Source organism: Mycobacterium sp. NPDC050551, assembly GCF_040674075.1.
Lineage (GTDB): Bacteria > Actinomycetota > Actinomycetes > Mycobacteriales > Mycobacteriaceae > Mycobacterium.
Genome location: NZ_JBFARC010000001.1, coordinates 484715 through 509177, shown reverse-complemented (window position 1 = coordinate 509177; position 24463 = coordinate 484715). Strand labels below are relative to the sequence as shown.

Genomic DNA, 24463 nt, shown 5'->3' with positions numbered 1-24463 from the left:
TGGTCAGCCGACAAGGCTGCGGAAGTGTCGGGACATCCGGTCGGCGTCGGGGGTGACGCCGGTGATCAGGGCGAAGGCCTCGGTGGCCTGGTGCACGGCCATGTGGCCGCCGTCGAGCGTGCGGCAGCCCGCCTGTCGTGCGGCGGCGAGCAGCTCGGTGTCCAGCGGCCGGTACACGATGTCGGCGACCCAGAGCCGCGGGTGCAGCAGGTCGGCGGTCAAGGGCAGTCCCGGGTGTTCGGCCATACCGGTGGGAGTGCAGTGCACCAGGCCGTCGGCGGCGGGCAGCAGCACCGACAGCTTGTCCGGCGTCGAGGCGTCCACGCGGGCCTCGGCATGGCGGGCGCCGAGCTGATGTGCGAGGGCGGTCGCGCGGTCGAGGTCGGCGTCGACCACCGCGAGGTGCTCGGCGCCGAGTCGCAGCAGTGCGTCACCGACGGCCGCGCCGGCCCCGCCCGCGCCGATCATCACCACCGAGGTCCTCGGCGCCTCCGGCAGGCCTTCGTCGAATCCGATCGCGAAGCCGGTGGTGTCGGTGTTGTATCCGATGTCTCCGTGCTCGGCGAAGACCACGGTGTTCACCGCGGCCACGGAGGCCGCCAGCTCGTCGACGTGGTCGAGGTGCTCCATCACCAGCTGTTTGCACGGGTGGGTGATGTTGAGCGCGTTGTAGCCCATGGCGCGCGCCCACGCGAGGACCTCGCCGATCCGCTCGGCCGCGATGCCGGCCGAGTTCAGGTCGATGGTGCGGTACACGTAGTCGATGCCCTGTTCGTGGGCTTCGCGCATGTGCAACTTCGGCGTCAGTGACGGGCCGACGCCGGTCCCGACCAGACCGACCAGGTAGGCGTCGTGGCTCATGCCGTCTCCTCAATGTACTAACTAGTACGTACGTCGAGGAGAACACAGTGACCGCGCTCACGTCAACCCCGTGCTGTGAAGCGGGTCTCCGCGGTCAGGTCCGGGTCAGGGCGCGGAGGTGAGCCAGCCGACGACCACGTCGCCGAGCATCTTGCGCAGGTGAGCGCGCCGCGAGGGCTCGGTGAAGTCGATGCCGAACAGGTAGCCGAACGTGTACCGGTTGGCGACCTGGAACACGCAGAACGAGCTGATCACGATGTGCACGTCGAGCGCGTCGGCGTCCTGCCGGAAGACCCCCGCGCGCCTGCCGTTCTGCAGGATCTCGTCGAGCAGCGTCGTCGCCGGTCTCGACAGCGTGCGCAATGATTCGAGCCGGCCGATGAACTCGCCGCGGTGGATGTTCTCGATGGACACCAGGCGGATGAACTCCTGATGGGCGATGTGGTGGTCGAAGGTCAGGCCGGCCAGTGCGCGCAGCGCGTCCACCGGATCCACGTGGTCGACCGCCAAGCGCTGCTCGGCCTCGCGGATGCCGAGGTAGGCCTTCTCCAGCACGGCCATGTACAGCTGCTCTTTGCCGCCGAAGTAGTAGTAGATCATCCGCTTGGTGGTGCGGGTGCGCTCGGCGATCTCGTCGACCCGCGCGCCCGAATACCCGGATTCGGCGAACACCGTGGTCGCCACCTCGAGCAGCTCCGACCGCGTGCGTTCCGCGTCGCGCTGCAGCTCGGGGCGGGACTCGGTGGTCACTTCGCCGAGCCTAGCGGGGTCGCCGCGGCAGTAGGCCCTTGTGGCTTAACTAACTATTTCGTACATTAGTGGCGATTGGAGGACGGCCCATGAGGACTTCCATCGCCACCGTCTCGTTGAGTGGCTCCCTGACCGAGAAACTGCATGCCTGCGCCGCCGCCGGATTCGACGGGGTCGAGGTGTTCGAGCCGGATCTCATCGCCAACGACCGCAGTCCCGAGGAGATTCGCAGCCTGGCGCGGCGGCTCGGACTGTCGCTCGACCTGTACCAACCGCTGCGCGACATCGAGGGTGTCGACGAGGCGACGTTCGCGGAGAACCTGCGTCGCGCGGGTGCCACCTTCGCCACGGCCGCACGGCTCGGCATCGACACCATCCTGGTGTGCAGCAACGTCGCGACGGCCACCGTCGACTCCGACGAGGTCTCGGCCCGCCAACTCCGCAGGCTGGGCGATCTCGCCGCCGAGTACGGCATCAGGGTCGCCTTCGAGGCACTGGCGTGGGGCCGCTTCATCGACGACTACCGGCGGGCCTGGCGCGTCGTGGAACTCGCCGACCACCCCGCGGTCGGTACGTGCCTGGACAGCTTCCACGTGCTGTCCCGCGGCCACGATCCGGCCGACATCGAGCGGATCCCGAGCGAGAAGATCTTCTTCCTGCAGCTCGCCGACGCGCCCGCGCTCACCATGGACGTGCTCTCCTGGAGCCGCCATCACCGCCTGTTCCCGGGCGAGGGCGCATTCGACCTGCCCGGATTCCTGTCCCGGGTGCTGGCCACCGGGTACGACGGGCCGCTGTCACTCGAGGTCTTCAACGACACCTTCCGGCAGACCGACCCCGAGCGCACCGCGGTGCACGCGCTGCGCTCGCTGCTGTGGCTGCAGGACAAGACCGCGCACCGGAAACCGGAGGGGTGGCGCCGCGACGTGGTGGCGCTGACGCCCGCCAAGCCGCCCACGGCGTTCGACTTCGTCGAGATCAAGGCGGAGGAGACCACCCACGTCGAGGTGCTGCTCGAGCAGTTCGGCTTCACCTCCGCGGGACGCCACCGCACGAAGCCGGTCTCGCTGTGGGTCGCCGGCGACGCCAGGGTGGTGCTCAACGAACAGCAGGCCCGCGACCAGGCGCCGCACGTCGCGGCTGTCGGCTTCCAGGTCCCTGACGGGGGCGAGACCACCAGGCGCGCGCGAGAATTGATGGCTCCCGTGGCCTACCGCCGGACCTACGCCGCGGAGCAGGCCCTCGGGTCGGCCGTCGCTCCGGACGGCACCGAGCTGTTCTGGGTGACCGAACCCGCCGGTGGATCGGAGCCGGCCTGGGTGCACGAGTTCGACGGCGGGCGCCCGCCGACGCCGACGGCCGTCCGCGCCATCGACCACGTCAACCTGTCGCAACCGTGGCACACCGCAGAGGACGCCGTGCTGTTCCTCACCAGCGTCTTCGGCCTGTCGGCCGGCACGCCCGCCGAAGTGCCCGGCCCCACCGGCCTGGTGCGCAGCCAGGTGCTGCGGACCGTCGACGGTGCGGTGCGGATACCGCTGAACGTCGCACCGCAGGTTCTCGACGACGTGACGATGCCCCAGCACGTCGCGTTCGCCTGCGCGGACATCTTCGCCGTGGCCAGGGCCGCGCGCAGCCGCGGCGCCCGGTTCCTCCCGGTGCCGGACAACTACTACGACTACCTGGCCGGCCGGTTCGGCCTCGACGCCGCGGTGGTCGAGGAACTCAACGAGCTCGACCTGCTCTACGACCGCGACCCCGACGGCGGCGAGTTCGTGCACTTCTACACCCGCACCGTGGGCACGGTGTTCTTCGAGTTCGTGCAGCGCCGCGGCCAGTACGACGGCTACGGCGCCGACAACGCCCCGGTACGACTGGCGGCACAGCGCGGTTCGCACGTCGCTACCGTGTGACGGTGACCGAACGACGTGCGCAGCGCCACCAGCCGGACGCCGGCCTGACCGATCGGCGGGCCCGGTGACGGTACCCGCGCCGTCGACCGTGCGGATGGCGGCGGTAGTGGTGCTGCTGCAGGGTGCGGCCGGACTGGCGGCGGCGGTGTTCTACGTGGTGAGCGGGCTGTCCGGTGAGCGCGAGCCGGGCCTGAACTTCTACGGGACCGCAGGCTGGTTCGCGATCATCGGCGGCGCCGTCGCGGCGGCGGGCTGGGCGCTGTGGACCGGCCGCAGGTGGGGCCGCGGGGTGGCGGTGTTCGCCCAGCTGTTGCTGCTGGGGGTGTCCTGGTACGTCGGTGTCGGATCACACCAGTGGGCCTACGGCATCCCGCTGGCGCTGACCGCGCTGGTGGTGCTGGTGCTGCTGTTCAGTCCGGCAACGCTGCAGTGGCTGGCCGCGCCCGACGATCAGGACGCCGGTGGGGCCGCCAGCGCCGACAATTCAGGGCCCGACACCCGGTAGGTGATCCAGTCGGTCTGCGGTTTTCCGCCCAGCGCGTCGTAGGTGGCGATCGCGTCGGCGTTCCAGTCCAGCACCGCCCAGCTCAGCCGCGAGTAGCCGTGCTCGACGCACTCGCGGGCGAGGGTCGAGAGCAGCGCACGGGCCAGGCCGCGGCGGCGGAACTGCGGGCGGACGAACAGGTCCTCGAGGTAGATGCCGGCGACACCGTCCCAGGTCGAGAAGTTGTAGAACCACAGCGCCGCGGCGGCGGGCGCGCCGTCGACTTCCACGATGTGTCCGAAGACCACCGGGCGGTCACCGAAAAGCGCTGTCGCGAGCTGACTCTCGGTCACCGTGCACCCCGCGGCGGCGCGTTCGAACTCGGCGAGCTCGTGAATCATCGCGGCGAGTTCGGCCTCGTCGCCCCGCCGCACCGGCCGGATCGTGGTCCCGCTCATGTCTGCACCCCCAAACCGGACAGGATGGTCCTGAACTTCGTCGTGGTCTCGTCGACTTCGTCGTCCGGGTCGGATTCGGCGACGATGCCGCCGCCTGCCCTGGCGTCGGCGCTGCGCCGGTCCGCGGACAGCTGCGCGCCGCGGATGGACACCACCCAGCTGCCGTCGCCGCGCGCATCGCACCAGCCGACGGCGCCGGCGTAGAAGCCGCGGTCGCCCTCGAGTTCGGTGATCAGTGCGGCGGCCGTATCCGCGGGCACACCGCCGACGGCTGGCGTCGGGTGCAGCGCGACCGCCAGATCCAGTGCGGTGGTTGACCTTTCGCGAAGCCGGGCGGTGATCGGCGTGTTCAGGTGCCACACCGCCGCGGTCCTGCTCAGCGTGGGCGTCGGCGCGATCTGCAGATCGACGCACAGCGGGTCGAGTGCCTTGCGCATCGCGTCCACGACGAGCTGGTGCTCGTGGCGGTTCTTCGCGGAGTCGGCAAGCGCCGCACCATTCGCCCGGTCGGTGTCCGGGTCGGCGGAGCGCGGCGCGGAGCCCGCGAACGGCCGGCAGGTCACCACGTCGCCTCGGCGCGCCACCAGCAGTTCGGGCGTCGCCCCGACCAGCACGGTGCCGGTGTGGACGCCTCCTGCCGGGCTGAGGTCGACCAGATACCCGGTGGCGGAGGGGTCGTCGGCCACCAACCGGGTCAGCACGGTCCACCCGTCGACCCGCCCGTCGGCGACCAACTGCAGCGAGCGGGCCAGCACCACCTTGTGCAGTCCGGCCGCCGGGTCGTTGAGCCGCCGCACGGCGGCCGCGACCCGGGCCCGGTGCTCGGCGGGCTCGGGCAGTGCCCGTGCGACGCGCACGGCAGGCAGCGGGCGGACCGGCCAGTCCGGCAGCGCGCCGGTGAAACGCACCGCCTCGGGCGCCATCAGCGCCGTCGGCTGCGACACGTCGAAAGGCAGCGCGCCCACGACGATCGACGCGTCACCGGCGGAGAGCGCCGCCTGCGCGTCGGCCAGCCGCCGGTAACCGGTGCGGGTTCCGGCGGCGACCACCACGCCGTCCGGGCCGGCCAGGACGAAGGGCGCGTTCACCGCGGTTTACACGAATCCGTGTGTCCCGTGAGCCCCTGCGCGATGATCTGGCGGACACCGTGCTCGAATCCGAGGACGGCGATCGACGCCGGCGCCATCGCGAAGCGGATGCCCTTCGGTACGGGCAACTCGACCCACCGGGAGATCACCGAGCGGGAGAAGTGCGCGTGTCCGACGAACACCACATCGCGTGACGCCATGTACTGCAGCGCGAGGTCCACCGCGCCGTCGGCACGTTCGGTGACCGCGGCGACACTTTCGCCGCCCAGGGCGCCATGCGTCCAGATCAGCCAATCGGGCACCGACTCCCGGATCTGCGGTGTGGTCAGTCCTTCGTAGTCGCCGTAATCCCACTCCTGCAGAAGCGGCGAGACCTCGTCGACCCGCAGGCCGGCGAGTTCGGCGGTCCGCACCGCCCGCACCATGGGGCTGCTGATCACGAACGGGTCGTCCAGCTCCAGCTCGGCGATCGCCTCCGCCGCTTGCTCGGCACGCTCCCGGCCCAGCTCGGTGAGGTCCAGGTCGGTGTGACTCGTGTGCCGGCCGGATCGAGACCACTCGGTCTCGCCGTGCCGCAGGAGGAACAGTCGGTGCTGCAGAACACTCACGCCCACCGATTCTGCCGCACGTCCAACGACCGGGTCGGTGCGCATGTGAGGATGAACACCGTGACGGGGGTACTCGCGATAGCCAATCAAAAGGGTGGGGTCGCCAAGACGACGACGGTGGCATCGTTGGGCGCGGCGCTGACCGAGCAGGGCAGGCGGGTGCTGCTCGTCGACCTCGACCCGCAGGGGTCACTGACGTTCTCGCTGGGCCACGACCCGGACAAGCTGCCGGTGTCGGTGCACGAGGTGCTGCTCGGCGACGTCGAACCGGACGCGGCGCTGGTCGAGACGCCCGAGGGAATGACGTTGCTGCCGGCCAACATCGACCTCGCCGGCGCCGAGGCGATGCTGCTGATGCGGGCCGGCCGCGAGTATGCGCTCAAGCGCGCACTGGCCAAGATCACCGGACCGGTGGACACCGGGAAGTCGGGCCGGGCCAAGGACCGGTTCGACATCGTGATCATCGACTGCCCGCCGTCGCTGGGCGTGCTCACCCTCAACGGGCTCACCGCTGCCACCGAGGCGATCGTGCCCCTGCAGTGCGAGACGCTGGCCCACCGGGGCGTCGGACAGTTCCTGCGCACGATCTCCGACGTGCAGCAGATCACCAATCCGGACCTGACGCTCCTCGGCGCGCTGCCCACGCTGTACGACTCGCGCACCACCCACAGCCGCGATGTGCTGCTCGACGTCGCCGACCGCTACGGTCTGCCCGTCCTGGCGCCGCCGATCCCGCGCACCGTGCGGTTCGCCGAGGCCAGCGCATCGGGCGCGTCGGTGCTGGCGGGGCGCAAGAACAAGGGTGCCCAGGCCTACCGCGAATTGGCGGCGGCCCTGCTCAAGCACTGGAAGACCGGCAAGGCGATGGCCACCTTCACCCCGGAGGTGTGAGCCGCCCCGATGGCCACCGTCTCGACCGCTGCGACCGCCACCGACAAGGGTCCGGTGCGGCCGACCAACCAGGACAGCGCGCTGGTCGAGGATCCGCTCTACGTGGTCGCCGACGGGTTCGGCACCTACGGCGACATCGCCAGCCGGCTGGCGGTCGAGGCGCTGAGCACGGTGTTCGCCGCCGCGCCGGACCGGGAGGGGCTGTTTCGTGCGGTCGGTGACGCCAACACCCGCATCTGGGACCACTCCGCCACTCTGACCGGCAACGCGACCATGGGCACCACGCTCGTCGCGCTGGCGATGCTGTCGGACGCCGACGGCGGCCCCGTCGCGATGACCATCGGCGATTCGCGGCTGTACCGGATCCGCGACGGCGCGCTGGACCGGCTGACGGAGGACGACAGCGTCGTGGCCCATCTGGTGCGCGCCGGTGAGCTGACCGAGGACGAGGCGCGCTGGCACCCGAAGCGACACCTGCTGACCCGGGCGCTCGGTATCTCGCCGACGGTGGACCCGCGGGTGGTCGACGTGGACTGCCGCCCGGGGGATCGGCTGCTGATCAGCTCCGACGGGTTGTTCGGCCAGGTGCACGACGACGAGATCCTGGCCACCGCGGCGCCGGTGGATCCCGACGAGGCGGCGCGCGGACTCGTCGCGCTGGCCAACGGCGCCGGTGGCTCCGACAACGTCACGGTCGTGGTGATCGACCTGGCCTGACGGCCGCAGCCGTGCTCAGCCGAGTGCGACCAGTTGCTCACCGCGCTGCTCGACCAGCATCGAGCCCGCCACCGCGGGGACGACGGGTGCCGTCGACGGGGGCCGCTGCAGCGGGATGTGCCGCTGGCCGTCGCCGGTCGCGGCGTCGAAGACGTCGTAGCCGGTGGTGACCGGCACCAGGAGCCGTCCCGCGAGCGCGGTGGCCGGCCCGACCGCGGCGGCGCCGCCGGACGGGCTGATCGTGTACTTGTAGCGCAGTTCGTCGCTGTCGAAGACCATCACCGCGTTGCCCGTCCACCAGGTGATGAGGTCGCCGGCGCGCGACATGGCCGCCTGCGGCGACACCGGTCCCGGCAGGGGCGTGGTGGCCACCGTGGCGCCGGTCTCGTCGACGATGTTCACCACGGGCTTCGGGGTCGGCACGTACACCGCGGTCGTGACGTCGGACACCGCGATCACCCGGGCGCCCGAGTCGTCGGACACGCCCGGTTGGGGGACGAACTGGGTCTCCGGGGTGTCCTCCTCGTCCGACGGCCGCAGCAGCGTCAACCGCAGGTCGGCTTCGTGCGGACAGGCCTCGAGCACCGACACGGCCGTCGAGCTCGCCGCGGCCGACACCAGCCGGCACACCGGCGACGGCGGGACACCGGGCTTGATCCGGGCGTCCAGGGCGCCGTAGCTGAGCATCCGGACCATGTCCGAGCGCCACAGTTCGAGCCTGCTGTCCCCGGCCGACAGCACCGTGGTGCCGTCGGCCGACAACGTCACCTCGGGATCGGCGTAGGCGGTGCGGGCCGGTCCGCGGCGGCCGGTCTTCCCGTCGATGGTGCTCACCTGGCCGCAGCCGCGGGCGTCGGGGTACACGGCCACCACGTCGTAGTAGACGTAGGTGACGCCGCACAGGTCGACGTCGCGTGCATAGCTCCACAGCGTGGCGCCGGTCGCCGGATCGCGTGCCTCGACGTCGCGGCCGTTGCCGGTCACCACCGCGCCCGCGACCACCAGCGGAGTCGTGGTCTTGGGGCTGGGCACCGTCCAGCGCTGCTGGAGGGACGCCGGGATCTCGCGGGGCGTCTGCAGGGCGGGCACCGGGGTGGCGGCGGGGCGGCTGATCGTCGCCCGCGCATCACTGGTCCACCAGATCAGGCCCGCCGTCACCACGACCACCGCGGCGATGACGAGCGCCGCCACGATGTCGCCGCGGGTGCGGCGCTCGGGTGTGACCATCTGCCGGTCGCGGGACCGCTAGCTGGCGCCTGCGGCCGCGGTCTTGCGCGGACGACGGCGACGGCGCCGCTTGGCCGGCGACCCCTCCGACGATTCGCCGTCGGCGCTCTGGGCCGGTGCGTCGGTGTCGGTCCCGGCGCTGTGCTCGGTGGGGGTCTCGCCCGCGCGGGTCCTCCTGCGGTTGCGGGTGCGTGCCGGCTTGGCATCGCGGTCGCGGTCGCGGGGTTCGCGCTTGGGCTTGTCCGAGGTGCGGGTGGCTCTGCCGACGGAGCCGCCGGACTCGGCCGGGATGCCCAGCTCCTCGTAGAGGTGCGGCGAGTTGGAGTACGTCTCTGCGGGATCGGGGGTGTTCAGGCCGAGCGCCTTGTCGATCATCGTCCAGCGGGGCAGCTCGTCCCAGTCCACCAGCGTGACGGCGATGCCGGTCTTGCCGGCCCGGCCGGTGCGCCCGATGCGGTGCACGTAGGCCTGCTCGTCCTCCGGGATCTGGAAGTTGATGACGTGGGTGATGTCGTCGATGTCGATGCCGCGGGCCGCCACGTCGGTGGCCACCAGCACGTCGACCTCGCCGGTGCGGAAGGACTTGAGAGCCTTCTCGCGGGCGCTCTGGCCGAGGTCACCGTGCACGGCGCCGACCTTGAAGCCGCGCTCGGCCAGCTCGTCGGCGACCTTCTGCGCGGTGCGCTTGGTGCGGGTGAAGATCATCGTCGCGCCGCGGCCCTCGGCCTGCAGGATGCGGGCCACCATCTCGACCTTGTCCAGCGCGTGCGCGCGGTAGGCGAACTGCACGGTGGTGTCGTGGGTCTGCGACGACTGCGGCGCCTCGGCCCGGATGTGGGTCGGCTGGTTCATGAAGGTGCGGGCCAGCGTGATGATCGGGTCCGGCATGGTCGCCGAGAACAGCATCGCCTGGCGGGTGTCGGGTGTCAGCCGCAGGATCCGCTCGATGTCGGGCAGGAAGCCCAGGTCGAGCATCTCGTCGGCCTCGTCGAGCACCAGCACCGACAGGCCGCCCAGCTGCAGGTGGCCCTGCTGGGCGAGGTCGAGCAGCCGGCCCGGGGTGCCGACCACGACGTCGGCGCCGCTGCGCAGCGACTCGATCTGCGGCTCGTAGGGCCGTCCGCCGTAGATGGACACCACGGAGAACTTGCGATCGCCTGCCCGCAGATGCTTCGAGGCCAGCGCGAGGTCGTTGTAGACCTGCAGGCACAGCTCACGGGTCGGCACCACGATCAGGGCGCGGGGGATCCCCGTCAGCTCCTTCTCGGTGTCGGTGGTGACGCGCTGCAGCAGCGGAACGCCGAACGCGTAGGTCTTGCCCATGCCGGTGCGGGCCTGACCGATCAGGTCGTCGCCGGCCAGCGCCATCGGCAGCGTGAGCTCTTGGATGGCGAACGGGTGCTCGATACCCTCCTCGGCGAGGGCGCGGACGATCTCGTCGCGCACACCGAGTTCGGCGAAGGACTTGGTGAGAGGTGGCAGTGGAGTCATACGGAGTAGACAGAGCCTTTCGTGGTCAATCCTCGTTTGCGTCACGCGCGCACGAGTGAAACGAAAGACGCGGTCTCATCGCCCCGGAGGCGGGGCGTTGGCGATCCGCTGGGCACAGCGAGGTATCGGGCCCATGGCGTGCACGCACATTTCTCGGTCCCGGCTCAGCAGAGCTTTACGCCGGTATCCGCCCCCATGATAGCTGGTCGCGCTCTCAACGGGTTGCTGCGCGGGCCGGCGTCTAGAGTTGGGTCATGAATTCGACCCCGGCCGCGGCCACGCCCGAGCAGACGGTCAACCCGGCGACGTCGGGCGTCTCGGCCGCCCATCGAGGGGTCGACGAGCTGTTCGCACTGCTGGCCTACGGCGAGGTCGCCGCGTTCTACCGGCTGACCGAAGAGGCGCGGATGGCGCCCAATCTGCGTGGCCGGATCAACATGGCGAGCATGGCCGCAGCCGAGATGGGCCATTACGAGTTGCTGCGGGATGCGTTGCAGCGCAGGGGAGTCGACGTGATCCCCGCGATGACGAAGTTCGCCTCCGCGCTGGAGAATTATCACCGGCTGACCACTCCGAGCACCTGGCTGGAGGCGTTGGTGAAGACCTACATCGGTGACGCACTGGCCGCCGACTTCTACCTGGAGATCGCTGACTCGCTGCCCGCCGAGGTGTCCGACGTGGTGCGCGGCGTGCTCGCCGAGACCGGCCACTCGCAGTTCGTGGTCGCCGAGGTGCGCGCCGCCGTCACCGCCAGCGACAAGCAGCGCCACCGCCTCGCGCTGTGGTCCCGGCGGCTGCTCGGCGAGGCCATCACCCAGGCCCAGTACGTGCTGGCCGAACACGACGCACTCGTCGACCTGGTGGTCTCCAGCGGTGAGGGACTGACCCAGCTCACCGAGTTCTTCGACCGGTTGCAGAACACCCACAGCGCGCGGATGCAGGAGCTCGGCCTGGCCTGACGGTCACTGGGTGCAGGTGGCGATCATCGTGTTGGCCGCCTGCGACGCCAGGGTCGCCCCCGCGGCGTCGGTGATCGCACAGTTGAGCTGACCGGTGACGCTGGTCGCGGTCACCGACTTCAAATCGACGCCGGGGTCGAGCACCACGGTCCTCGTCCACGGCAATGCCACGTTGACCTCGCTCTGCAGCGCGCCCTGGTGGTCGGTGTAGATCACCGTGACCAGATCGAGCAGCGGTCGGTTGCCGGTCACCTGGTAGGTGATGGTGCGCGGACTCGGCGCAGGCGGCGGGGGTGCGGCCGCGGCCGGAGGGGGTACGGGCGCGGCGGCGGTCGCGCTCGGCGACGGTGTCACGGTGGTGACCGTCTCGGCGGGCAGCGACGTCGGTGCGGACGTGGCGGCCGGCGGTGGCGCCGCGGTGGTGGCCGGTTGGCTGGTCTGTGTCGGGGGCACCATCGTCGCGGTGACCGAACCGCTGTCGCCGCCGCCGAGGATCACCACCGTGCAGATCACGGCGACGAGCAGCACCGCGCCCGCGACGCCTGCGATGAACTTCCACCGGGGGTCGAGCAGCGGCTCGTCGTCGAATCCTTCGTAGGCGTCGGACTCCCCGGAATCTTCGGAGTCGTCGGCGCTGCGGTAGTCGGTGTCGTATCCGGTGTCGCGCAGCGAGTCGTAGCCGGCGCCGTACGGGTAGTCCTCGTACGCCGGATAGTCCTCCACGCGCGAGGTGGGCTCGGCATAGCCGACGCCGCCGTCGGCGATCCGGGTCGTCGCTGCGTCGAACCGCTCGGTGGGCGCCGTCGTGTACGGCGAGTTCGCCGAATATCGCCTGTCCATCGGGTTTTTCCCCATCGTCTCGTCCACTACCGGCCCCGATGCTATCGGGGCAGAAGTGACGGATGAGGTGTGTCAGCCCGTGTGTTGGTCACGGTCGGGACTCGGTTCGATCGCGCTCCGGAACACGCTTCGCTCAGCGCGAACCGCCCACGGCGGCGCGGGTGCCGTACCGTCCACTAGCCTGCTCAGCAGGAGAGCGCATCAGGTCGACTCTCGACGGTGCCGAGGCGAGAAAGGGTTCAACGTGGAGGTCAAGATCGGTGTCACGGACAGCCCGCGCGAGTTGTCGTTCAACAGCGTGCAGACTCCCGCCGAGGTGGAGGAGGCGGTCTCCGCGGCACTGAGCGGCGAGTCCGGCGTACTTTCCCTGACCGACGTGAAGGGCCGCCGCTACCTCGTGCAGAGCGGCCGGATCGCCTACGTCGAGATCGGCGCCGCAGACGTGCGCCGGGTCGGATTCGGTGTCGGCGTGGTGGGGGCCGAGGCCGTCAAGAACGGGTGAGCGGCACGTGTGACAGGCCGCCCCAGGCGAACTGCACGGTGCCTTCGACCGCGGCGTCCTTGGAGATGGGGCGCTCGCTGTCGAGCCAGTAGCGCGCACAGTCGACGCTGATGCCGACCAGACCCACCGCGATCATCCGGGCGCGGTGCGCCTCGAGGCCGGAATCCCGGCTGATCAGGTCGAACACCGCGTCGGTGCACGCCTCGGTGGCGACTTTGACCTGCGAGGCGACCTGTGGCTCGGTGGTGTAGTCGTTCTCGAAGATCAGCCGGTAGCCCTGGCTGTCGTGCTCGATGAAGTCGAAGAACGCGTGGATCGCCGCGCGGAGCCGCTGCCGGTTGTCGGTGGTGGTGCGCAGTGCCTGGCGGACTCCGGAGACCAGGTTGTCGACATGGCGCTGCAGAACCGCGAGGTACAGCTCGAGCTTCGATGAGAAGTGTTGGTAGAGAACGGGTTTGCTGACGCCCGCACGATCTGCGATCTCGTCCATGCCTGCGGCGTGGTAGCCGCGGTCGACGAAGATCTCGCTGGCAGCAACCAGTAGCTGGCTGCGCCGCTCGTCGCGGGGGAGCCGGTTGCCGCGGCGGCCGCTACCCGAGGACGGCGCGGTGTCGCCGCTCTTGGCACCTCTCCTCTCGGCGGTGTTGGCGAGATCGCTCATCAAGTCCTCAATCTGGATTCCAGTGGCGCTCTTGGGTGTGTTTCACCCAAGCCGCTCATCGAAACGACACTACTACCGATCTTCGGCGGTGTGCGCGAGGACGACCTCCGCTGCCTCCGCGGTGGCGCGGCGGAGGTGCAAGTGCCCACCTCTGTGCCATCCTGTTTCGGTGACCTACGACCCGGGGCGTCGCGGGCCCGGTCGTGCCCCGGCGCTGCGCAACGAATGGCGGGAGCCACTGCGCGCACAGCGTGATCCGCTGGCCGTCGACTCGGGGCGGGTCCGCAGCAATCGCGACGAGCACAAGCGCTGGCGCAAGCAGACCTGGCTCGGTCGGTTCGTCTCCACCTATGGCTGGCGCGCCTACGCGCTGCCGGTGCTGATGGTGCTCACCGCCGTGGTGATCTACCAGACCATCACCGGCACCAGCGCGCCGCAGGCCGCCGACGACGAGCAGGGGCCGGTGCAGGGACCGCCGACGCTCGGGGTGTCGAGCACCGCCATCGTCGGCGCACCGCCGAAGGGGCTGACGCAGTTCGACGCCAGCCTGCCGACCGGGATCCTGCCCGAGGGCGGCCCGTTCACCGAGGCCGGTGCGAGGACGTGGCACGTCGTCCCCGGCGCCACCCCGCAGGCAGGCCAGGGCACCACCAAGGTGTTCACCTACACCGTCGAGGTCGAGGACGGGGTGGACACCACGACCATCGGCGGCGACGAGGGCTTCGCCCGGATGGTCAGCGAGACGCTCGCCAACCCCAAGAGCTGGACGCACAATCCGCAGTTCGCGTTCACCCGCGTCGACGCCGCGTCCGGCGTCGAACCGGACTTCCGGGTGTCGCTGACCTCGCCGATGACCGTCCGGGAGGGCTGCGGCTACGACATCCAGCTCGAGGCGTCCTGCTACAACCCGGCCTACGCCGGCGCACAGCCGCGGGTGTTGCTCAACGAGGCCCGGTGGGTGCGCGGCGCCGTGCCGTTCCAGGGCGACATCGGCTCCTACCGGCAGTACCTCATCAATCACGAGGTCGGCCACGCCATCGGGTACCAGCGGCACGAGCAGTGCGCGGAGAACGGCGCGCTGGCGCCGATCATGATGCAGCAGACGTTCTCGACCAACAACAACGACGCGGCCAAGTTCGACCCGGAAACCGTGCGCGCCGACGGCAAGACCTGCCGGTTCAACCCCTGGCCGTACCCGATCGCCTGATTCCCGCGACCGTCGGACGGGAAGCAATACGGGGCGTTCACGGTTGTGGAAAGTGCCTATTGTGATGGGGTACGCCCACGTCTGCAGCCCGCAGGAACTGAGGAGATATCGGTGTCGTCACCGTTGCCGCCGCTGGTCGAACCAGCGGCCGAACTGACCCGCGAAGAGGTCGCGCGCTACAGCCGCCACCTGATCATCCCCGACCTGGGTGTCGACGGTCAGAAGCGCCTCAAGAACGCGAAGGTGCTGGTGATCGGCGCAGGCGGGCTCGGCTCGCCGACGCTGCTGTACCTCGCCGCGGCCGGCGTCGGCACGATCGGCATCGTCGAGTTCGACGTGGTCGACGAGTCCAACCTGCAGCGCCAGGTCATTCACGGCCAGTCCGACATCGGGCGGTCCAAGGCGCAGAGCGCCCGCGACTCCATCAAGGAGATCAACCCGCTCGTCGACGTCCGGCTGCACGAGGTGCGGCTGGAACCCGACAACGCGCTCGAGCTGTTCGAGCAGTACGACCTGATCCTCGACGGCACCGACAACTTCGCGACCCGCTACCTGGTCAACGACGCGGCCGTGCTGGCGGGCAAGCCCTACGTGTGGGGCTCGATCTACCGCTTCGAGGGCCAGGTGTCGGTGTTCTGGGAGGACGCCCCGAACGGCCTCGGCCTGAACTACCGGGACCTCTACCCGGAGCCGCCGCCGCCCGGGATGGTGCCGTCCTGCGCCGAAGGTGGCGTGCTCGGGATCCTGTGCGCGTCCATCGCGTCGGTGATGGGGACCGAGGCGATCAAGTTGATCACCGGCATCGGTGACCCGCTGCTCGGCCGGCTGATGGTGTACGACGCACTGGACATGACGTACCGGACGATCAAGATCCGCAAGGACCCGGAGACCCCGAAGATCACCGAGCTGATCGACTACGAGGCGTTCTGCGGCGTGGTGTCCGACGCGGCCGCCGAGGCCGCCGCCGACTCCACCATCACCCCCCGTGAGCTGCGTGAACTGCTCGATTCGGGTAAGCCGCTTGCACTGATCGACGTGCGGGAGCAGGTCGAGTGGGACATCAACCGCATCGAGGGCGCCGAGCTGATCCCCAAGGGTGCGTTCGAGACCGGCGAGGCGCTGTCGAAGCTGAAGGTGGACCGCACGCCGGTGTTCTATTGCAAGACGGGTGTGCGGTCGGCCGAGGTGCTGGCGATCGCGAAGAAGGCCGGGTTCTCCGACGCGATGCACGTCCAGGGCGGCATCGTCGCCTGGGGCAGGCAGCTCGAACCCGACATGGTGATGTACTGACCCGACGGTCACGGTCGCGACACGACGCCGACACAAGGCTGCACGGCGCACCGACCTGCGACTTGTCGCCGGTAGCCTGTGCCGTGTGACTGACCCTCGTCCGCCGGAGCACGTGCTGGCGGCGTTCGGGCTGACCGGCCAGCGGCCGGTGGCGCTCGGGTCGACGTGGGAGGGCGGCTGGCGCTGCGGCGAGGTGGTGCTCTCGCTGATCGCCGACCACGCGCGGGCCGCCTGGTCGGCCAAGGTCCGCGAGACGCTGTTCGTCGACGGCGTCCGGCTGGCCCGGCCGGTCCGGTCGACCGACGGCCGGTACGTGGTCGCCGGGTGGCGGGCCGACACCTTCGTCGCCGGGACGCCGGAACCCCGCCACGACGAGGTCGTCTCGGCCGCGGTGCGGCTGCACGAGGCCACTGCCAAACTCGAACGACCCCGATTCCTGACCCAGCCTCCTGTCGCGCCGTGGGCCGACGTGGACGTCTTCATCGCCGCCGACCGCGCGGCCTGGGAGGAACGGCCGCTGCAGAAGCTGCCGCCCGGCGCGCGGGTGTCGCCCGGATCGGCCGACGGGCAGCGTTCGGTCGAACTCATCGGTCAGCTCGCAGGGCTGCGCAAACCCACCAAGAGCCCCAGCCAGCTGGTGCACGGCGACCTCTACGGCACGGTGTTGTTCGCCGGGGCCGCCGCGCCCGGCATCACCGACATCACCCCGTACTGGCGGCCGGCGTCGTGGGCGGCCGGTGTGGTGGTCGTCGACGCCCTGGCCTGGGGTGAATCCGACGACGGCCTCATCGAGCGGTGGGCCTCGCTGCCGGAGTGGCCGCAGATGTTGTTGCGGGCGTTGATGTTCCGGCTCGCGGTACACGCGCTGCATCCACGTTCGACCGCCGCGGCGTTCCCGGGGCTGGCCCGTACCGCTGCGCTGGTCCGGCTGGTCCTGTAGGCCGCGTCAGAACGCGTGCCGGGCCTCACTCAACCGGACGCGGCCGTCGTCGGCGAGCACACCCTCGGCGCGCAGCAGTTCGAGTTGGCGGGTGGCAAGGTGGGCGGCGGGCCTACCTGATGCGGTGATGACGCGGTGCCAGGGCAGGTCCGACGAATCGGTGCGCATGATCCAGCCGACGATGCGCGGGCTGGAAAGCCCGGCGGCGTCGGCGATGTCGCCGTAGGTCGACACCCGGCCCGCCGGGATCCTGGCGACCAGCGCACGGACGGCTTCGACCTGCTCGTCGGTGATGGGTGCCATGTCAGTGACGTTCGAGATGGGCCCGGATGAGCGCCGCCGTCTCGGCAGGCCGGGCATGAGGCACCATGTGATCGCAATCCCACTGCAGCACCCCGAGATCCGAGCCCAGCGTCGCATCCAGTGCGGCGATCAGCTCGTCGGAGGCGTAGGGCGGCTGCGTGCGCAGGGCTCGCACCAGCGTGGTGCGGGTGCCGTCGCGGGGCAGTGCGACCGGCCGCGCCAGCTCGCTCCAGTACGACATCATCGCCGGGATGCTGATCCGCCATCCGCTGCGCCCGCTGGGCAGCTCGACCAGGTGCTCGTCGAGGTCGCGGTCCAGCTCGGCCGGATCGACCTCACCCCATGACCCGTTCGCCTTCTCGGCGCGCGCCTCGGCGCGGTCGGTGTAGTCGGGAGAGGCGAACATGTCGTCGGCGATCTCGCGCATCCATGCGCCGTCCAGCCCCACCGCGGGATCGAGCAGCACCAGGCCCGCAACCAGATCCGGGCGAGCGCAGGCGAGGTCGAGCGCCACCGCGCCGCCGAACGAGTGCCCCACCACCACGACGGGACCGCCGGCGTCGGCGTCGAGCAGTGCCGCCAGCGCTGTGGTGTTCTCCGACAGCGTCCACGGCGCGTCCCACGACGACCGCCCGTGCCCGATCAGATCGGGTGCGGCCACCGCGTATCCGGACAGATGGTGGATGGCAAGGGTCTGCCATCGCTGACCGTGCCCGGTCAGGCCGTGGACGGCGAGGATCTGCGCGGGCCGCGAGGGCCCGTACCGGTGCACGTGCAGTCGCGAGGTCACGCGTCGATGGTAGGGCTCCATCCCAGCGGACGGCCCGACGGACCGTCCCGGAGGGCGACGCGGACCGACATGTCGGACCCCCGTGGTGTCATGCCCTCATGACCGCGTCACGCACCGAGCCGGCACCGACCTCGCTCACCGGCCCCGGCCGCAGCGGCGTCGTGCGTGTGCTCGGCGGCCCGGGGACGGGCAAGACGGCCCTGCTGGTCGAGACCGCCGCCGCCCACATCGCCGCCGGAACCGATCCGGAATCCGTTCTGCTGCTCACGGGTTCGGCCCGGCTCGGCGCACAGGCCCGTGCGGTGATCACCCGCCGCATGTTGCGGGACGGCACCCGCACGGTGGTGCGCGAACCGCTGGTGCGGACGGTGCACTCGTATGCGTTCGCGGTCCTGCGGATGGCCGCGCAGCGCAACGGCGATCCGCCGCCGCGGCTGATCACCGGCGCCGAGCAGGACGGCATCATCCGGGAGATGCTCGCCGGCGACCTCGAGGACGGTGACCGCTCGGCGAGCGGCTGGCCCGCCGCCCTCCGCCCCGCCCTTGCCACCGTGGGTTTCGCCAACGAGATCCGCGACCTGATGGCCCGCTGCGCCGAACGGGGTGTGGATCCGGTTGCGCTGCAACGCCTCGGCCGGTTGTCGGGGCGGCCGGAGTGGCAGGCGGCCGGTCGGTTCGCTCAGGCCTACGAGCAGATCATGCTGCTGCGTGCGGCGGTCGGCGCGGCGGCGCCGCAGGCCACCGTTCCGGCGCTGGGCGCGGCCGAACTGGTCGGCGCCGCGCTGGAGGCCCTCGGCAGCGACCCCGACCTGCTCGCCGCCGAACGCGCCCGGCTGCGCGTGCTGCTCGTCGACGACGCCCAGCAGCTCGATCCGCAGGCCGCCCGGCTGGTGCGGGTACTGGCGACCGGCGCCGAATTGACGGTCATCGCGGGCGATCCCGACCAGGCGGTGTTCGGCTACCGCGGCGCCGACCCGGCACTGCTGCGCGGCGGCGACGACGGGGACGGCGCGGTCGTCACGCTCACGGCGTCGCACCGCTGTGCGTCCGCCGTCGCCGACGCCATCACCGGGCTCGCCCGCAGGCTGCCCGCCGCGTCGGCGGTGCGCCACCTCACGGGTGACACCACCCGCACCGGAACCGTCGCGGTGCGGGTGGCGGTGTCGCCGCACGCCGAGGCCGCGGTCATCGCCGACGCGCTGCGCCGCGCCCATCTGGTCGACGACGTGCCGTGGTCGCAGATGGCGGTCCTCGTCCGGTCGATGCCGCGCACCGGTTCGGCTCTGGCGCGGGCACTGTCGGCCGCCGGTGTACCGGTCGACGTGCCACCCACCTCCGCGCCGCTCGCCGATCTCCCTGCGGTCCGTGCGCTGCTGACAGTGCTCGAAGCCACCGCCGACGGCCTCGACGGCGCGCGGGCCCAGGAGCTGCTCACCGGGCCGATCGGCCGGGTCGATCCGGTGTCGCTGCGTCAGCTGCGCCGTGCACTGCGGCGGGCCGACGGCAGCCGGCCGCCGCGCGACTTCGCCGACCTGCTCGTCGCGGCGCTGGAGGACGGGCCGTCGGACCTGTCCCCGGAACAGCAGCGCCCGCTACGTCGCATCCACACGGTGCTGACCGCGGCACGCCGCAGTGCCGCCGCGGGGGCCGACCCGCGGGACACGCTCTGGCAGGCCTGGCACCGCTCGGGTCTGCAGCGACGCTGGTTGTCGGCGAGCGAACGCGGCGGCCCGCCCGGCGCGCAGGCCGACCGCGATCTCGACGCGGTCACCGCGCTCTTCGACGTCGCCGAGCAGTACGTGAGCCGCACGGCCGGCGCCTCGCTGCGAGGTCTGATCGACCATGTCGTCGCGCTCGGGCCGCCGCCACCGCCGCGCGACCAGCGGCCCGCACCCGACGCGGTCGCGGTGCTGAGCGCACACGCCGCACTCGACCGGGAGTGGGAGTTCGTGGTGATCGCCGGGCTGCAGGAAGGACTGTGGCCCAACACGGTTCCACGCGGCGGGGTGCTCGGCACACAGCACCTCGTCGACGTGCTGGACGGCGTCGCCGCCGCCACCGACCGCGAGCTGTCCAGCCGCGCGCCCCTGCTGGCCGAGGAACGCCGCCTGCTGATCGCCGCACTCGGCCGGGCCCGCACCCGGGTGCTGGCCACCGCCGTCGACAGTGAATCCGGCGACGAGGCCGCGCTGCCATCGCCGTTCTGCCACGAACTGGCGGCGCTGGCCACCGATCTCCGGCCGGAGCCCGATCTCCCGGCCCGCGCCCCACGCGTACTCGCCCCCGCCGTGCTGGTCGGCCGGTTGCGGGCGGTGGCCTGTGCGCCGGGCGACGGCTCCGACGGCATCGCCCGTGAATGCGCCGCAACGCAATTGGCGCGGATGGCCGCGGTGGGTATCCCGGGTGCCGACCCCGCGCAGTGGTACGGCATGACGCCGGTGTCGAGCGTCGAGCCGCTGTGGTCGGGCGCCGACCACACCGTCACGCTGTCGCCGTCGACGCTGCAGACGCTGACCGACTGCCCGCTGCGCTGGCTGCTGGAGCGCCACGGCGGCAGTGACGCCCGCGACGTGCGGTCGGCGGTCGGGTCGCTCGTGCACGCCCTGCTCGCCGACCCCGGCCGCACGGAGAGCCAGTTGGTCAACGAGCTCGAAACAGTCTGGCGGCAGCTGCCGTTCGAGGCCCCGTGGCACGCCGACAACGAGTTGACGCGGCACCGCGCCATGCTCGCGGGTTTCGCGCAGTGGCGCGAGCAGACCCGCCGCGACCTCACCGAGGTGGGCACCGAGGTCGATGTCGACGGGCTGATCGCCGAGCCGGGCGCCGACGGAGCGCCGGGGGTGCGTGTCCGCGGACGGCTGGACCGGCTCGAACGTGACGACGCCGGCCGGCTGGTCGTGGTGGATCTGAAGACCGGCAAGAGCCCCGTCACCAAGGACGACGCGCAGCGCCACGCCCAGCTGGCCATGTACCAGCTGGCGGTCGCGGCCGGCCTGCTGTCCGACGGTGACCAGCCCGGCGGCGGTCGGCTGGTGTACCTCGGCAAGGCCACCGCAGGCGGCCCCGCCGAGCGCGAGCAGGATGCGCTCACCCCCGAGGCTCAGCAGCAGTGGCGGCAGCAGGTCAGCCGGGCCGCGGCGGCGACCCAGGGTCCGCAGTTCGTCGCCCGGATCAACGACAGCTGCACGCACTGCCCCGTTCGCGGCAGCTGCCCCGCCCAGTCAGTCGGAGAAGAGAGGTCATGACACCCCGCTACAGCCCCGCCGAACTCGCCTCGGCGCTCGGCGTTTTCGCGCCCACCGAGGAGCAGGCCGCCGTCATCTCCGCACCGCCGGGTCCGCTCGTGGTGATCGCGGGCGCGGGCGCGGGCAAGACCGAGACCATGGCCGCACGGGTGGTGTGGCTGGTGGCCAACGGCTACGCCACGCCCGGCGAGGTGCTCGGCCTGACCTTCACCCGTAAGGCCGCCGGGCAGCTCCTGCGCCGGGTGCGCAGCCGGCTGTCCCGGCTGGCGGGCGTGGGGCTGTTGCCCGGCGGAGACGACGCAGACCCGGCGACGGTCAGCACCTATCACGCCTTCGCGGGCACGCTGTTGCGCGACTACGGGCTGCTGCTGCCGGTCGAGCCGGACACCCGGCTGATCAGCGAGACGGAGCTGTGGCAGTTGGCTTTCCGGGTGGTGTGCGAGCATCCCGGTGAGCTGCAGGTGGACAAGACCCCGGCCGCGGTGACGGCGATGGTGCTGCGCCTGGCCGGACAGCTGGCCGAGCACCTGGTCGACACCGATCAGCTGCGCGACACCCACGTCGAGTTGGAGCGGCTGGTGCACACCCTTCCCGCGGGCCCGTACCAGCGTGACCGCGGCCCGAGCCAGTGGCTGCTGCGGCTGCTGGCGACGCAGACCGAGCGAACCGAACTCGTGCCGCTGATCGACGCGCTGCACCGCCGGATGCGGGCCGACAAGGTGATGGACTTCGGCATGCAGATGGCGGCCGCCGCCCGGCTGGCCGCCGATTTCCCGCAGGTCGGCGCCCAGGTGCGGCAGCGCTATCGGGTGGTGCTGCTCGACGAGTACCAGGACACCGGCCACGCCCAGCGGATCGCGTTGTCGTCGCTGTTCGGCGGCGGGGTGGACGACGGTCTCGCGCTCACCGCGGTCGGCGACCCGATCCAGTCGATCTACGGCTGGCGCGGCGCATCGGCCACCAACCTGCCCCGGTTCGCGACCGACTTCCCGCATGCGGACGGCACTCCGGCGCCCACGCTCGAACTGCGGACCAGCTGGCGGAATCCGCCGCGGGCGCTGCGGTTGGCCAACGAGGTGTCGGCGGAGGCCCGCCGCCGGTCGGTGGCCGTGCGCGAGCTTCGGCCCCGCCCCGGGGCCGAACCCGGCACCATCCGCTGCGCGCTGCTGAACGACCTGGCGGCCGAACGGGAGTGGGTGGCCGACCGGGTGGCCGCGCTCTACCACGGTGCGGGCGACGACGTGCCCACGGCCGCGGTGCTGTTGCGCCGCAACGCCGATGCCGCGCCCATGGCCGATGCGCTGACCGCGCGCGGCGTCCCGGTGGAGGTGGTCGGCCTGGCCGGGTTGCTCTCGATCCCCGAGGTGGCCGACGTGGTGGCGATGCTGCGGCTGCTGGCCGATCCCACGGCCGGTGCGGCCGCGATGCGGGTGCTCACCGGTCCGAGGTGGCGCCTCGGCGCCAAGGACGTCGCCGCGCTGTGGCGGCGCGCCGTCGAACTCGACGACACCGCGGCGCCGGCCGGGTCGGCGTCCACCGAGGAGATCGTGGCCCGTACCGCACCCGATGCCGACGCCGCCTGCCTCGCGGATGCCGTCTGCGATCCCGGTGCGGCGCAACGGTATTCGACCGAGGGTCACCGCCGGATCGTCGCGCTGGGCCGTGAGCTGACCGCCCTGCGCGCGCATCTGGGTTTCCCGCTGCCCGAGCTGATCGCCGACGTGCGACGGGTGCTGGGCATCGACGCCGAGGCCCGTGCGGCCCAACCCGTCGGCGCAGGCTGGGCCGGTGCCGAGCATCTGGACACGCTCGCCGACGTGGTCGCGGATTTCGCGGCCCGGCCCGGCGCCACGGTGAGCGGACTGCTGGCCTACCTGGACGCCGCCATGGTCGTGGAGAACGGGCTGGCGCCGGCCGAGGTGTCGGTGTCGGCCAACCGGGTGCAGATCCTCACCGTGCACGCCGCCAAGGGGCTGGAGTGGCAGGTGGTCGCCGTACCGCACCTGAGTGCACGGGTGTTCCCGTCCACCGCCCAGCCGCGGACGTGGCTCACCGATGCCGCCGACCTGCCGCCGCTGCTGCGCGGCGACCGCGCGACGGCGGCCGACCACGGGGTCCCGGTACTGGACACCTCCGACGTCAACGACCGCAAGATGCTGTCGGACCGCATCCACGAGCACAAGAGCCGTCTCGAACAGCGCCGTGTCGACGAAGAGCGTCGGCTGCTCTACGTCGCGCTCACCCGCGCCGAGGACACACTGCTGCTCTCGGGTCATCACTGGGGCGCCGCTGAGTCAAAACCGCGGGGGCCGTCCGACTTCCTCTGCGAGCTCAAGGACATCATCGACCGTTCGGTGGCCGACGGCGATCCGTGCGGCGTCGTCGAACACTGGGCTCCGGCCCCGGCCGACGGTGAGCCGAACCCGTTGCGCGAGAACGTCGTCAAGGCTGTCTGGCCGCCGGATCCGGCGGGTGGCCGGCGGGCCGACCTGGATCGCGGTGCCGCGTTGGTGATGCGGGCGATGGCCGGTGAACTCCGGCAGGACGCCGATGTCGACGGCTGGCGGGCCGACGTCGACGCGCTGCTGGCCGAGCGGGAACGCACCGGACGGCCCGCGCAGGTCGGTCTGCCCGCACAGGTGTCGGTGAGCACACTGGTGGACCTCGGCAGGGATCCGGCGGCGGCCACGCAGCGGCTGGCCCGCAGGCTGCCGATGCGGCCGGACCCGCATGCACTGCTGGGCAGCGCTTTTCACGATTGGGTGCAGCGCTTCTACGGCGCCGAGCGGTTGTTCGACCTCGACGACCTGCCTGGTGCGGTGGACAGCGAGCTGCGCCGCGGTGAGGCCGAGGCACTGGCCGAACTGGAGGCCGCGTTCATGGTGTCGCCCTGGGCGGCGCGCACCCCGATCGACGTGGAGGTGCCGTTCGACATGGTCATCGGCGACACCGTGGTGCGCGGCCGCATCGACGCGGTGTTCGCCGACGACGACGGCGGCGTCACGGTGGTGGACTGGAAGACCGGCGGGCCGCCCGACACCGACCGGGCGCGCACCCAGGCCGCCGTGCAGTTGGCGGTGTACCGCCTGGCCTGGGCCGCGCTGCAGGATTGTCCGGTGTCCTCGGTGCGCGCGGCGTTCCACTACGTGCGCACCGGCGAGACCGTGCGTCCGGCCGTCCTGCCCGGCGTCGACGAACTGGCCGCGCTGCTGAACCAGGAGGCGGCCTGACCGGTGCG

The 24463-nt window shown here is 71.5% G+C and carries 22 protein-coding genes; 11 read left to right on the top strand and 11 right to left on the bottom strand.

Annotated features, from left to right (window positions below):
* Positions 1 to 3: 3 nt before the first annotated feature.
* On the bottom strand, positions 4 to 861 hold the full coding sequence (locus tag AB0K11_RS02430) for a shikimate dehydrogenase (RefSeq protein WP_364971851.1): 858 nt from the start codon (positions 859 to 861) through the stop codon (positions 4 to 6).
* A 105-nt stretch (positions 862 to 966) separates the two neighbouring features.
* On the bottom strand, positions 967 to 1611 hold the full coding sequence (locus AB0K11_RS02425) for a TetR/AcrR family transcriptional regulator (RefSeq protein ID WP_364971850.1): 645 nt from the start codon (positions 1609 to 1611) through the stop codon (positions 967 to 969).
* 89 nt (positions 1612 to 1700) lie between these two features.
* Between AB0K11_RS02425 and AB0K11_RS02420 the strand changes: the two genes are divergently transcribed.
* Both AB0K11_RS02420 and AB0K11_RS02415 read left to right on the top strand, forming a co-directional pair.
* Positions 1701 to 3524 (top strand): TIM barrel protein, encoded by a 1824-nt coding sequence (locus tag AB0K11_RS02420; protein ID WP_364971848.1) that lies wholly within the window; start codon positions 1701 to 1703, stop codon positions 3522 to 3524.
* A gap of 64 nt (positions 3525 to 3588) precedes the next feature.
* Positions 3589 to 4029, top strand: coding sequence for a hypothetical protein (locus AB0K11_RS02415; RefSeq protein WP_364971846.1), 441 nt, complete (start codon positions 3589 to 3591; stop codon positions 4027 to 4029).
* Here AB0K11_RS02415 and AB0K11_RS02410 read toward each other — a convergent pair.
* Genes AB0K11_RS02410 through AB0K11_RS02400 form a run of 3 tightly spaced genes read right to left on the bottom strand, consistent with a single transcriptional unit; the run spans position 3975 to position 6162 of the window.
* Positions 3975 to 4466: a GNAT family N-acetyltransferase gene (locus AB0K11_RS02410; protein ID WP_364971844.1), complete on the bottom strand. Its 492-nt coding sequence runs from the start codon at positions 4464 to 4466 to the stop codon at positions 3975 to 3977. The two genes, AB0K11_RS02415 and AB0K11_RS02410, sit on opposite strands and share 55 nt — an antisense overlap.
* The gene (locus AB0K11_RS02405; protein WP_364971842.1) at positions 4463 to 5554 is read right to left on the bottom strand and encodes an isochorismate synthase; all 1092 of its coding nucleotides are present in this window, start codon (positions 5552 to 5554) and stop codon (positions 4463 to 4465) included. Before AB0K11_RS02405 ends, AB0K11_RS02410 begins: the two co-directional genes overlap by 4 nt.
* A complete protein-coding gene (locus AB0K11_RS02400) occupies positions 5551 to 6162 on the bottom strand; it encodes an acid phosphatase (protein WP_364971840.1) in 612 nt (203 codons plus the stop codon). The genes AB0K11_RS02405 and AB0K11_RS02400 overlap by 4 nt, the downstream gene beginning before the upstream one ends.
* 51 nt (positions 6163 to 6213) lie before the next feature.
* Between AB0K11_RS02400 and AB0K11_RS02395 the strand changes: the two genes are divergently transcribed.
* On the top strand, positions 6214 to 7053 hold the full coding sequence (locus AB0K11_RS02395) for a ParA family protein (RefSeq protein WP_364971838.1): 840 nt from the start codon (positions 6214 to 6216) through the stop codon (positions 7051 to 7053).
* A gap of 9 nt (positions 7054 to 7062) precedes the next feature.
* Positions 7063 to 7770: a PP2C family serine/threonine-protein phosphatase gene (locus tag AB0K11_RS02390; RefSeq protein WP_364971837.1), complete on the top strand. Its 708-nt coding sequence runs from the start codon at positions 7063 to 7065 to the stop codon at positions 7768 to 7770.
* Positions 7771 to 7785: 15 nt separating this feature from the next.
* Here the strand turns inward: AB0K11_RS02390 and AB0K11_RS02385 are convergent, their stop codons facing one another.
* Both AB0K11_RS02385 and AB0K11_RS02380 read right to left on the bottom strand, forming a co-directional pair.
* Positions 7786 to 8997: a hypothetical protein gene (locus AB0K11_RS02385; RefSeq protein ID WP_364971835.1), complete on the bottom strand. Its 1212-nt coding sequence runs from the start codon at positions 8995 to 8997 to the stop codon at positions 7786 to 7788.
* An 18-nt stretch (positions 8998 to 9015) separates the two neighbouring features.
* Positions 9016 to 10488: a DEAD/DEAH box helicase gene (locus AB0K11_RS02380; RefSeq protein ID WP_364971834.1), complete on the bottom strand. Its 1473-nt coding sequence runs from the start codon at positions 10486 to 10488 to the stop codon at positions 9016 to 9018.
* Positions 10489 to 10742: 254 nt separating this feature from the next.
* On the opposite strand from AB0K11_RS02380, the gene AB0K11_RS02375 reads away from it, so the two are divergent.
* Positions 10743 to 11447 (top strand): ferritin-like fold-containing protein, encoded by a 705-nt coding sequence (locus tag AB0K11_RS02375; protein ID WP_364971832.1) that lies wholly within the window; start codon positions 10743 to 10745, stop codon positions 11445 to 11447.
* Positions 11448 to 11450: 3 nt separating this feature from the next.
* On the opposite strand, the gene AB0K11_RS02370 is transcribed toward AB0K11_RS02375, so the two are convergent.
* Entirely contained in the window at positions 11451 to 12287 is an 837-nt protein-coding gene (locus AB0K11_RS02370) for a hypothetical protein (protein WP_364971830.1), read from the bottom strand.
* A 244-nt stretch (positions 12288 to 12531) separates the two neighbouring features.
* On the opposite strand from AB0K11_RS02370, the gene AB0K11_RS02365 reads away from it, so the two are divergent.
* Positions 12532 to 12789, top strand: a complete 258-nt coding sequence (locus AB0K11_RS02365) for a DUF3107 domain-containing protein (RefSeq protein WP_364971828.1) — start codon at positions 12532 to 12534, stop codon at positions 12787 to 12789.
* Here AB0K11_RS02365 and AB0K11_RS02360 read toward each other — a convergent pair.
* Positions 12776 to 13450, bottom strand: coding sequence for a TetR/AcrR family transcriptional regulator (locus AB0K11_RS02360; protein ID WP_364971827.1), 675 nt, complete (start codon positions 13448 to 13450; stop codon positions 12776 to 12778). The two genes, AB0K11_RS02365 and AB0K11_RS02360, sit on opposite strands and share 14 nt — an antisense overlap.
* A 169-nt stretch (positions 13451 to 13619) precedes the next feature.
* Between AB0K11_RS02360 and AB0K11_RS02355 the strand changes: the two genes are divergently transcribed.
* The 3 genes from AB0K11_RS02355 to AB0K11_RS02345 all read left to right on the top strand — a co-directional run bounded on the left by AB0K11_RS02355 (position 13620) and on the right by AB0K11_RS02345 (position 16887).
* Positions 13620 to 14657: a DUF3152 domain-containing protein gene (locus tag AB0K11_RS02355; protein WP_364971825.1), complete on the top strand. Its 1038-nt coding sequence runs from the start codon at positions 13620 to 13622 to the stop codon at positions 14655 to 14657.
* A gap of 111 nt (positions 14658 to 14768) precedes the next feature.
* Positions 14769 to 15947: an adenylyltransferase/sulfurtransferase MoeZ gene (gene moeZ, locus AB0K11_RS02350; RefSeq protein WP_364971823.1), complete on the top strand. Its 1179-nt coding sequence runs from the start codon at positions 14769 to 14771 to the stop codon at positions 15945 to 15947.
* Between the two features lie 85 nt (positions 15948 to 16032).
* Positions 16033 to 16887 (top strand): TIGR02569 family protein, encoded by an 855-nt coding sequence (locus AB0K11_RS02345; RefSeq protein ID WP_264010867.1) that lies wholly within the window; start codon positions 16033 to 16035, stop codon positions 16885 to 16887.
* Between the two features lie 6 nt (positions 16888 to 16893).
* On the opposite strand, the gene AB0K11_RS02340 is transcribed toward AB0K11_RS02345, so the two are convergent.
* Complete coding sequence (locus AB0K11_RS02340) at positions 16894 to 17190, bottom strand: MGMT family protein (RefSeq protein ID WP_364971821.1); 297 nt, start codon at positions 17188 to 17190, stop codon at positions 16894 to 16896.
* 1 nt (position 17191) lies between these two features.
* Positions 17192 to 18001: an alpha/beta hydrolase gene (locus AB0K11_RS02335; RefSeq protein ID WP_364971819.1), complete on the bottom strand. Its 810-nt coding sequence runs from the start codon at positions 17999 to 18001 to the stop codon at positions 17192 to 17194.
* Between the two features lie 77 nt (positions 18002 to 18078).
* Here AB0K11_RS02335 and AB0K11_RS02330 point away from each other — a divergent pair, with 77 nt between their 5' ends.
* Positions 18079 to 21225, top strand: a complete 3147-nt coding sequence (locus AB0K11_RS02330; RefSeq protein ID WP_364971818.1) for an ATP-dependent DNA helicase — start codon at positions 18079 to 18081, stop codon at positions 21223 to 21225.
* Positions 21222 to 24455 (top strand): ATP-dependent DNA helicase, encoded by a 3234-nt coding sequence (locus AB0K11_RS02325; protein WP_364971817.1) that lies wholly within the window; start codon positions 21222 to 21224, stop codon positions 24453 to 24455. Before AB0K11_RS02330 ends, AB0K11_RS02325 begins: the two co-directional genes overlap by 4 nt.
* Positions 24456 to 24463: the final 8 nt, after the last annotated feature.

Excerpts from the sequence above, each read along its gene's own strand:
- AB0K11_RS02340 (WP_364971821.1), bottom strand. The coding sequence starts at position 17,190 with ATGGCACCCATCACCGACGAGCAGGTCGAAGCCGTCCGTGCGCTGGTC.
- AB0K11_RS02430 (WP_364971851.1), bottom strand. The coding sequence starts at position 861 with ATGAGCCACGACGCCTACCTGGTCGGTCTGGTCGGGACCGGCGTCGGC.
- AB0K11_RS02335 (WP_364971819.1), bottom strand. The coding sequence starts at position 18,001 with ATGGAGCCCTACCATCGACGCGTGACCTCGCGACTGCACGTGCACCGG.
- AB0K11_RS02395 (WP_364971838.1), top strand. The coding sequence starts at position 6,214 with ATGAACACCGTGACGGGGGTACTCGCGATAGCCAATCAAAAGGGTGGG.
- AB0K11_RS02325 (WP_364971817.1), top strand. The coding sequence starts at position 21,222 with ATGACACCCCGCTACAGCCCCGCCGAACTCGCCTCGGCGCTCGGCGTT.
- AB0K11_RS02390 (WP_364971837.1), top strand. The coding sequence starts at position 7,063 with ATGGCCACCGTCTCGACCGCTGCGACCGCCACCGACAAGGGTCCGGTG.
- AB0K11_RS02410 (WP_364971844.1), bottom strand. The coding sequence starts at position 4,466 with ATGAGCGGGACCACGATCCGGCCGGTGCGGCGGGGCGACGAGGCCGAA.
- AB0K11_RS02420 (WP_364971848.1), top strand. The coding sequence starts at position 1,701 with ATGAGGACTTCCATCGCCACCGTCTCGTTGAGTGGCTCCCTGACCGAG.
- AB0K11_RS02375 (WP_364971832.1), top strand. The coding sequence starts at position 10,743 with ATGAATTCGACCCCGGCCGCGGCCACGCCCGAGCAGACGGTCAACCCG.
- AB0K11_RS02370 (WP_364971830.1), bottom strand. The coding sequence starts at position 12,287 with ATGGACAGGCGATATTCGGCGAACTCGCCGTACACGACGGCGCCCACC.
- AB0K11_RS02380 (WP_364971834.1), bottom strand. The coding sequence starts at position 10,488 with ATGACTCCACTGCCACCTCTCACCAAGTCCTTCGCCGAACTCGGTGTG.
- AB0K11_RS02385 (WP_364971835.1), bottom strand. The coding sequence starts at position 8,997 with ATGGTCACACCCGAGCGCCGCACCCGCGGCGACATCGTGGCGGCGCTC.
- AB0K11_RS02360 (WP_364971827.1), bottom strand. The coding sequence starts at position 13,450 with ATGAGCGATCTCGCCAACACCGCCGAGAGGAGAGGTGCCAAGAGCGGC.
- AB0K11_RS02330 (WP_364971818.1), top strand. The coding sequence starts at position 18,079 with ATGACCGCGTCACGCACCGAGCCGGCACCGACCTCGCTCACCGGCCCC.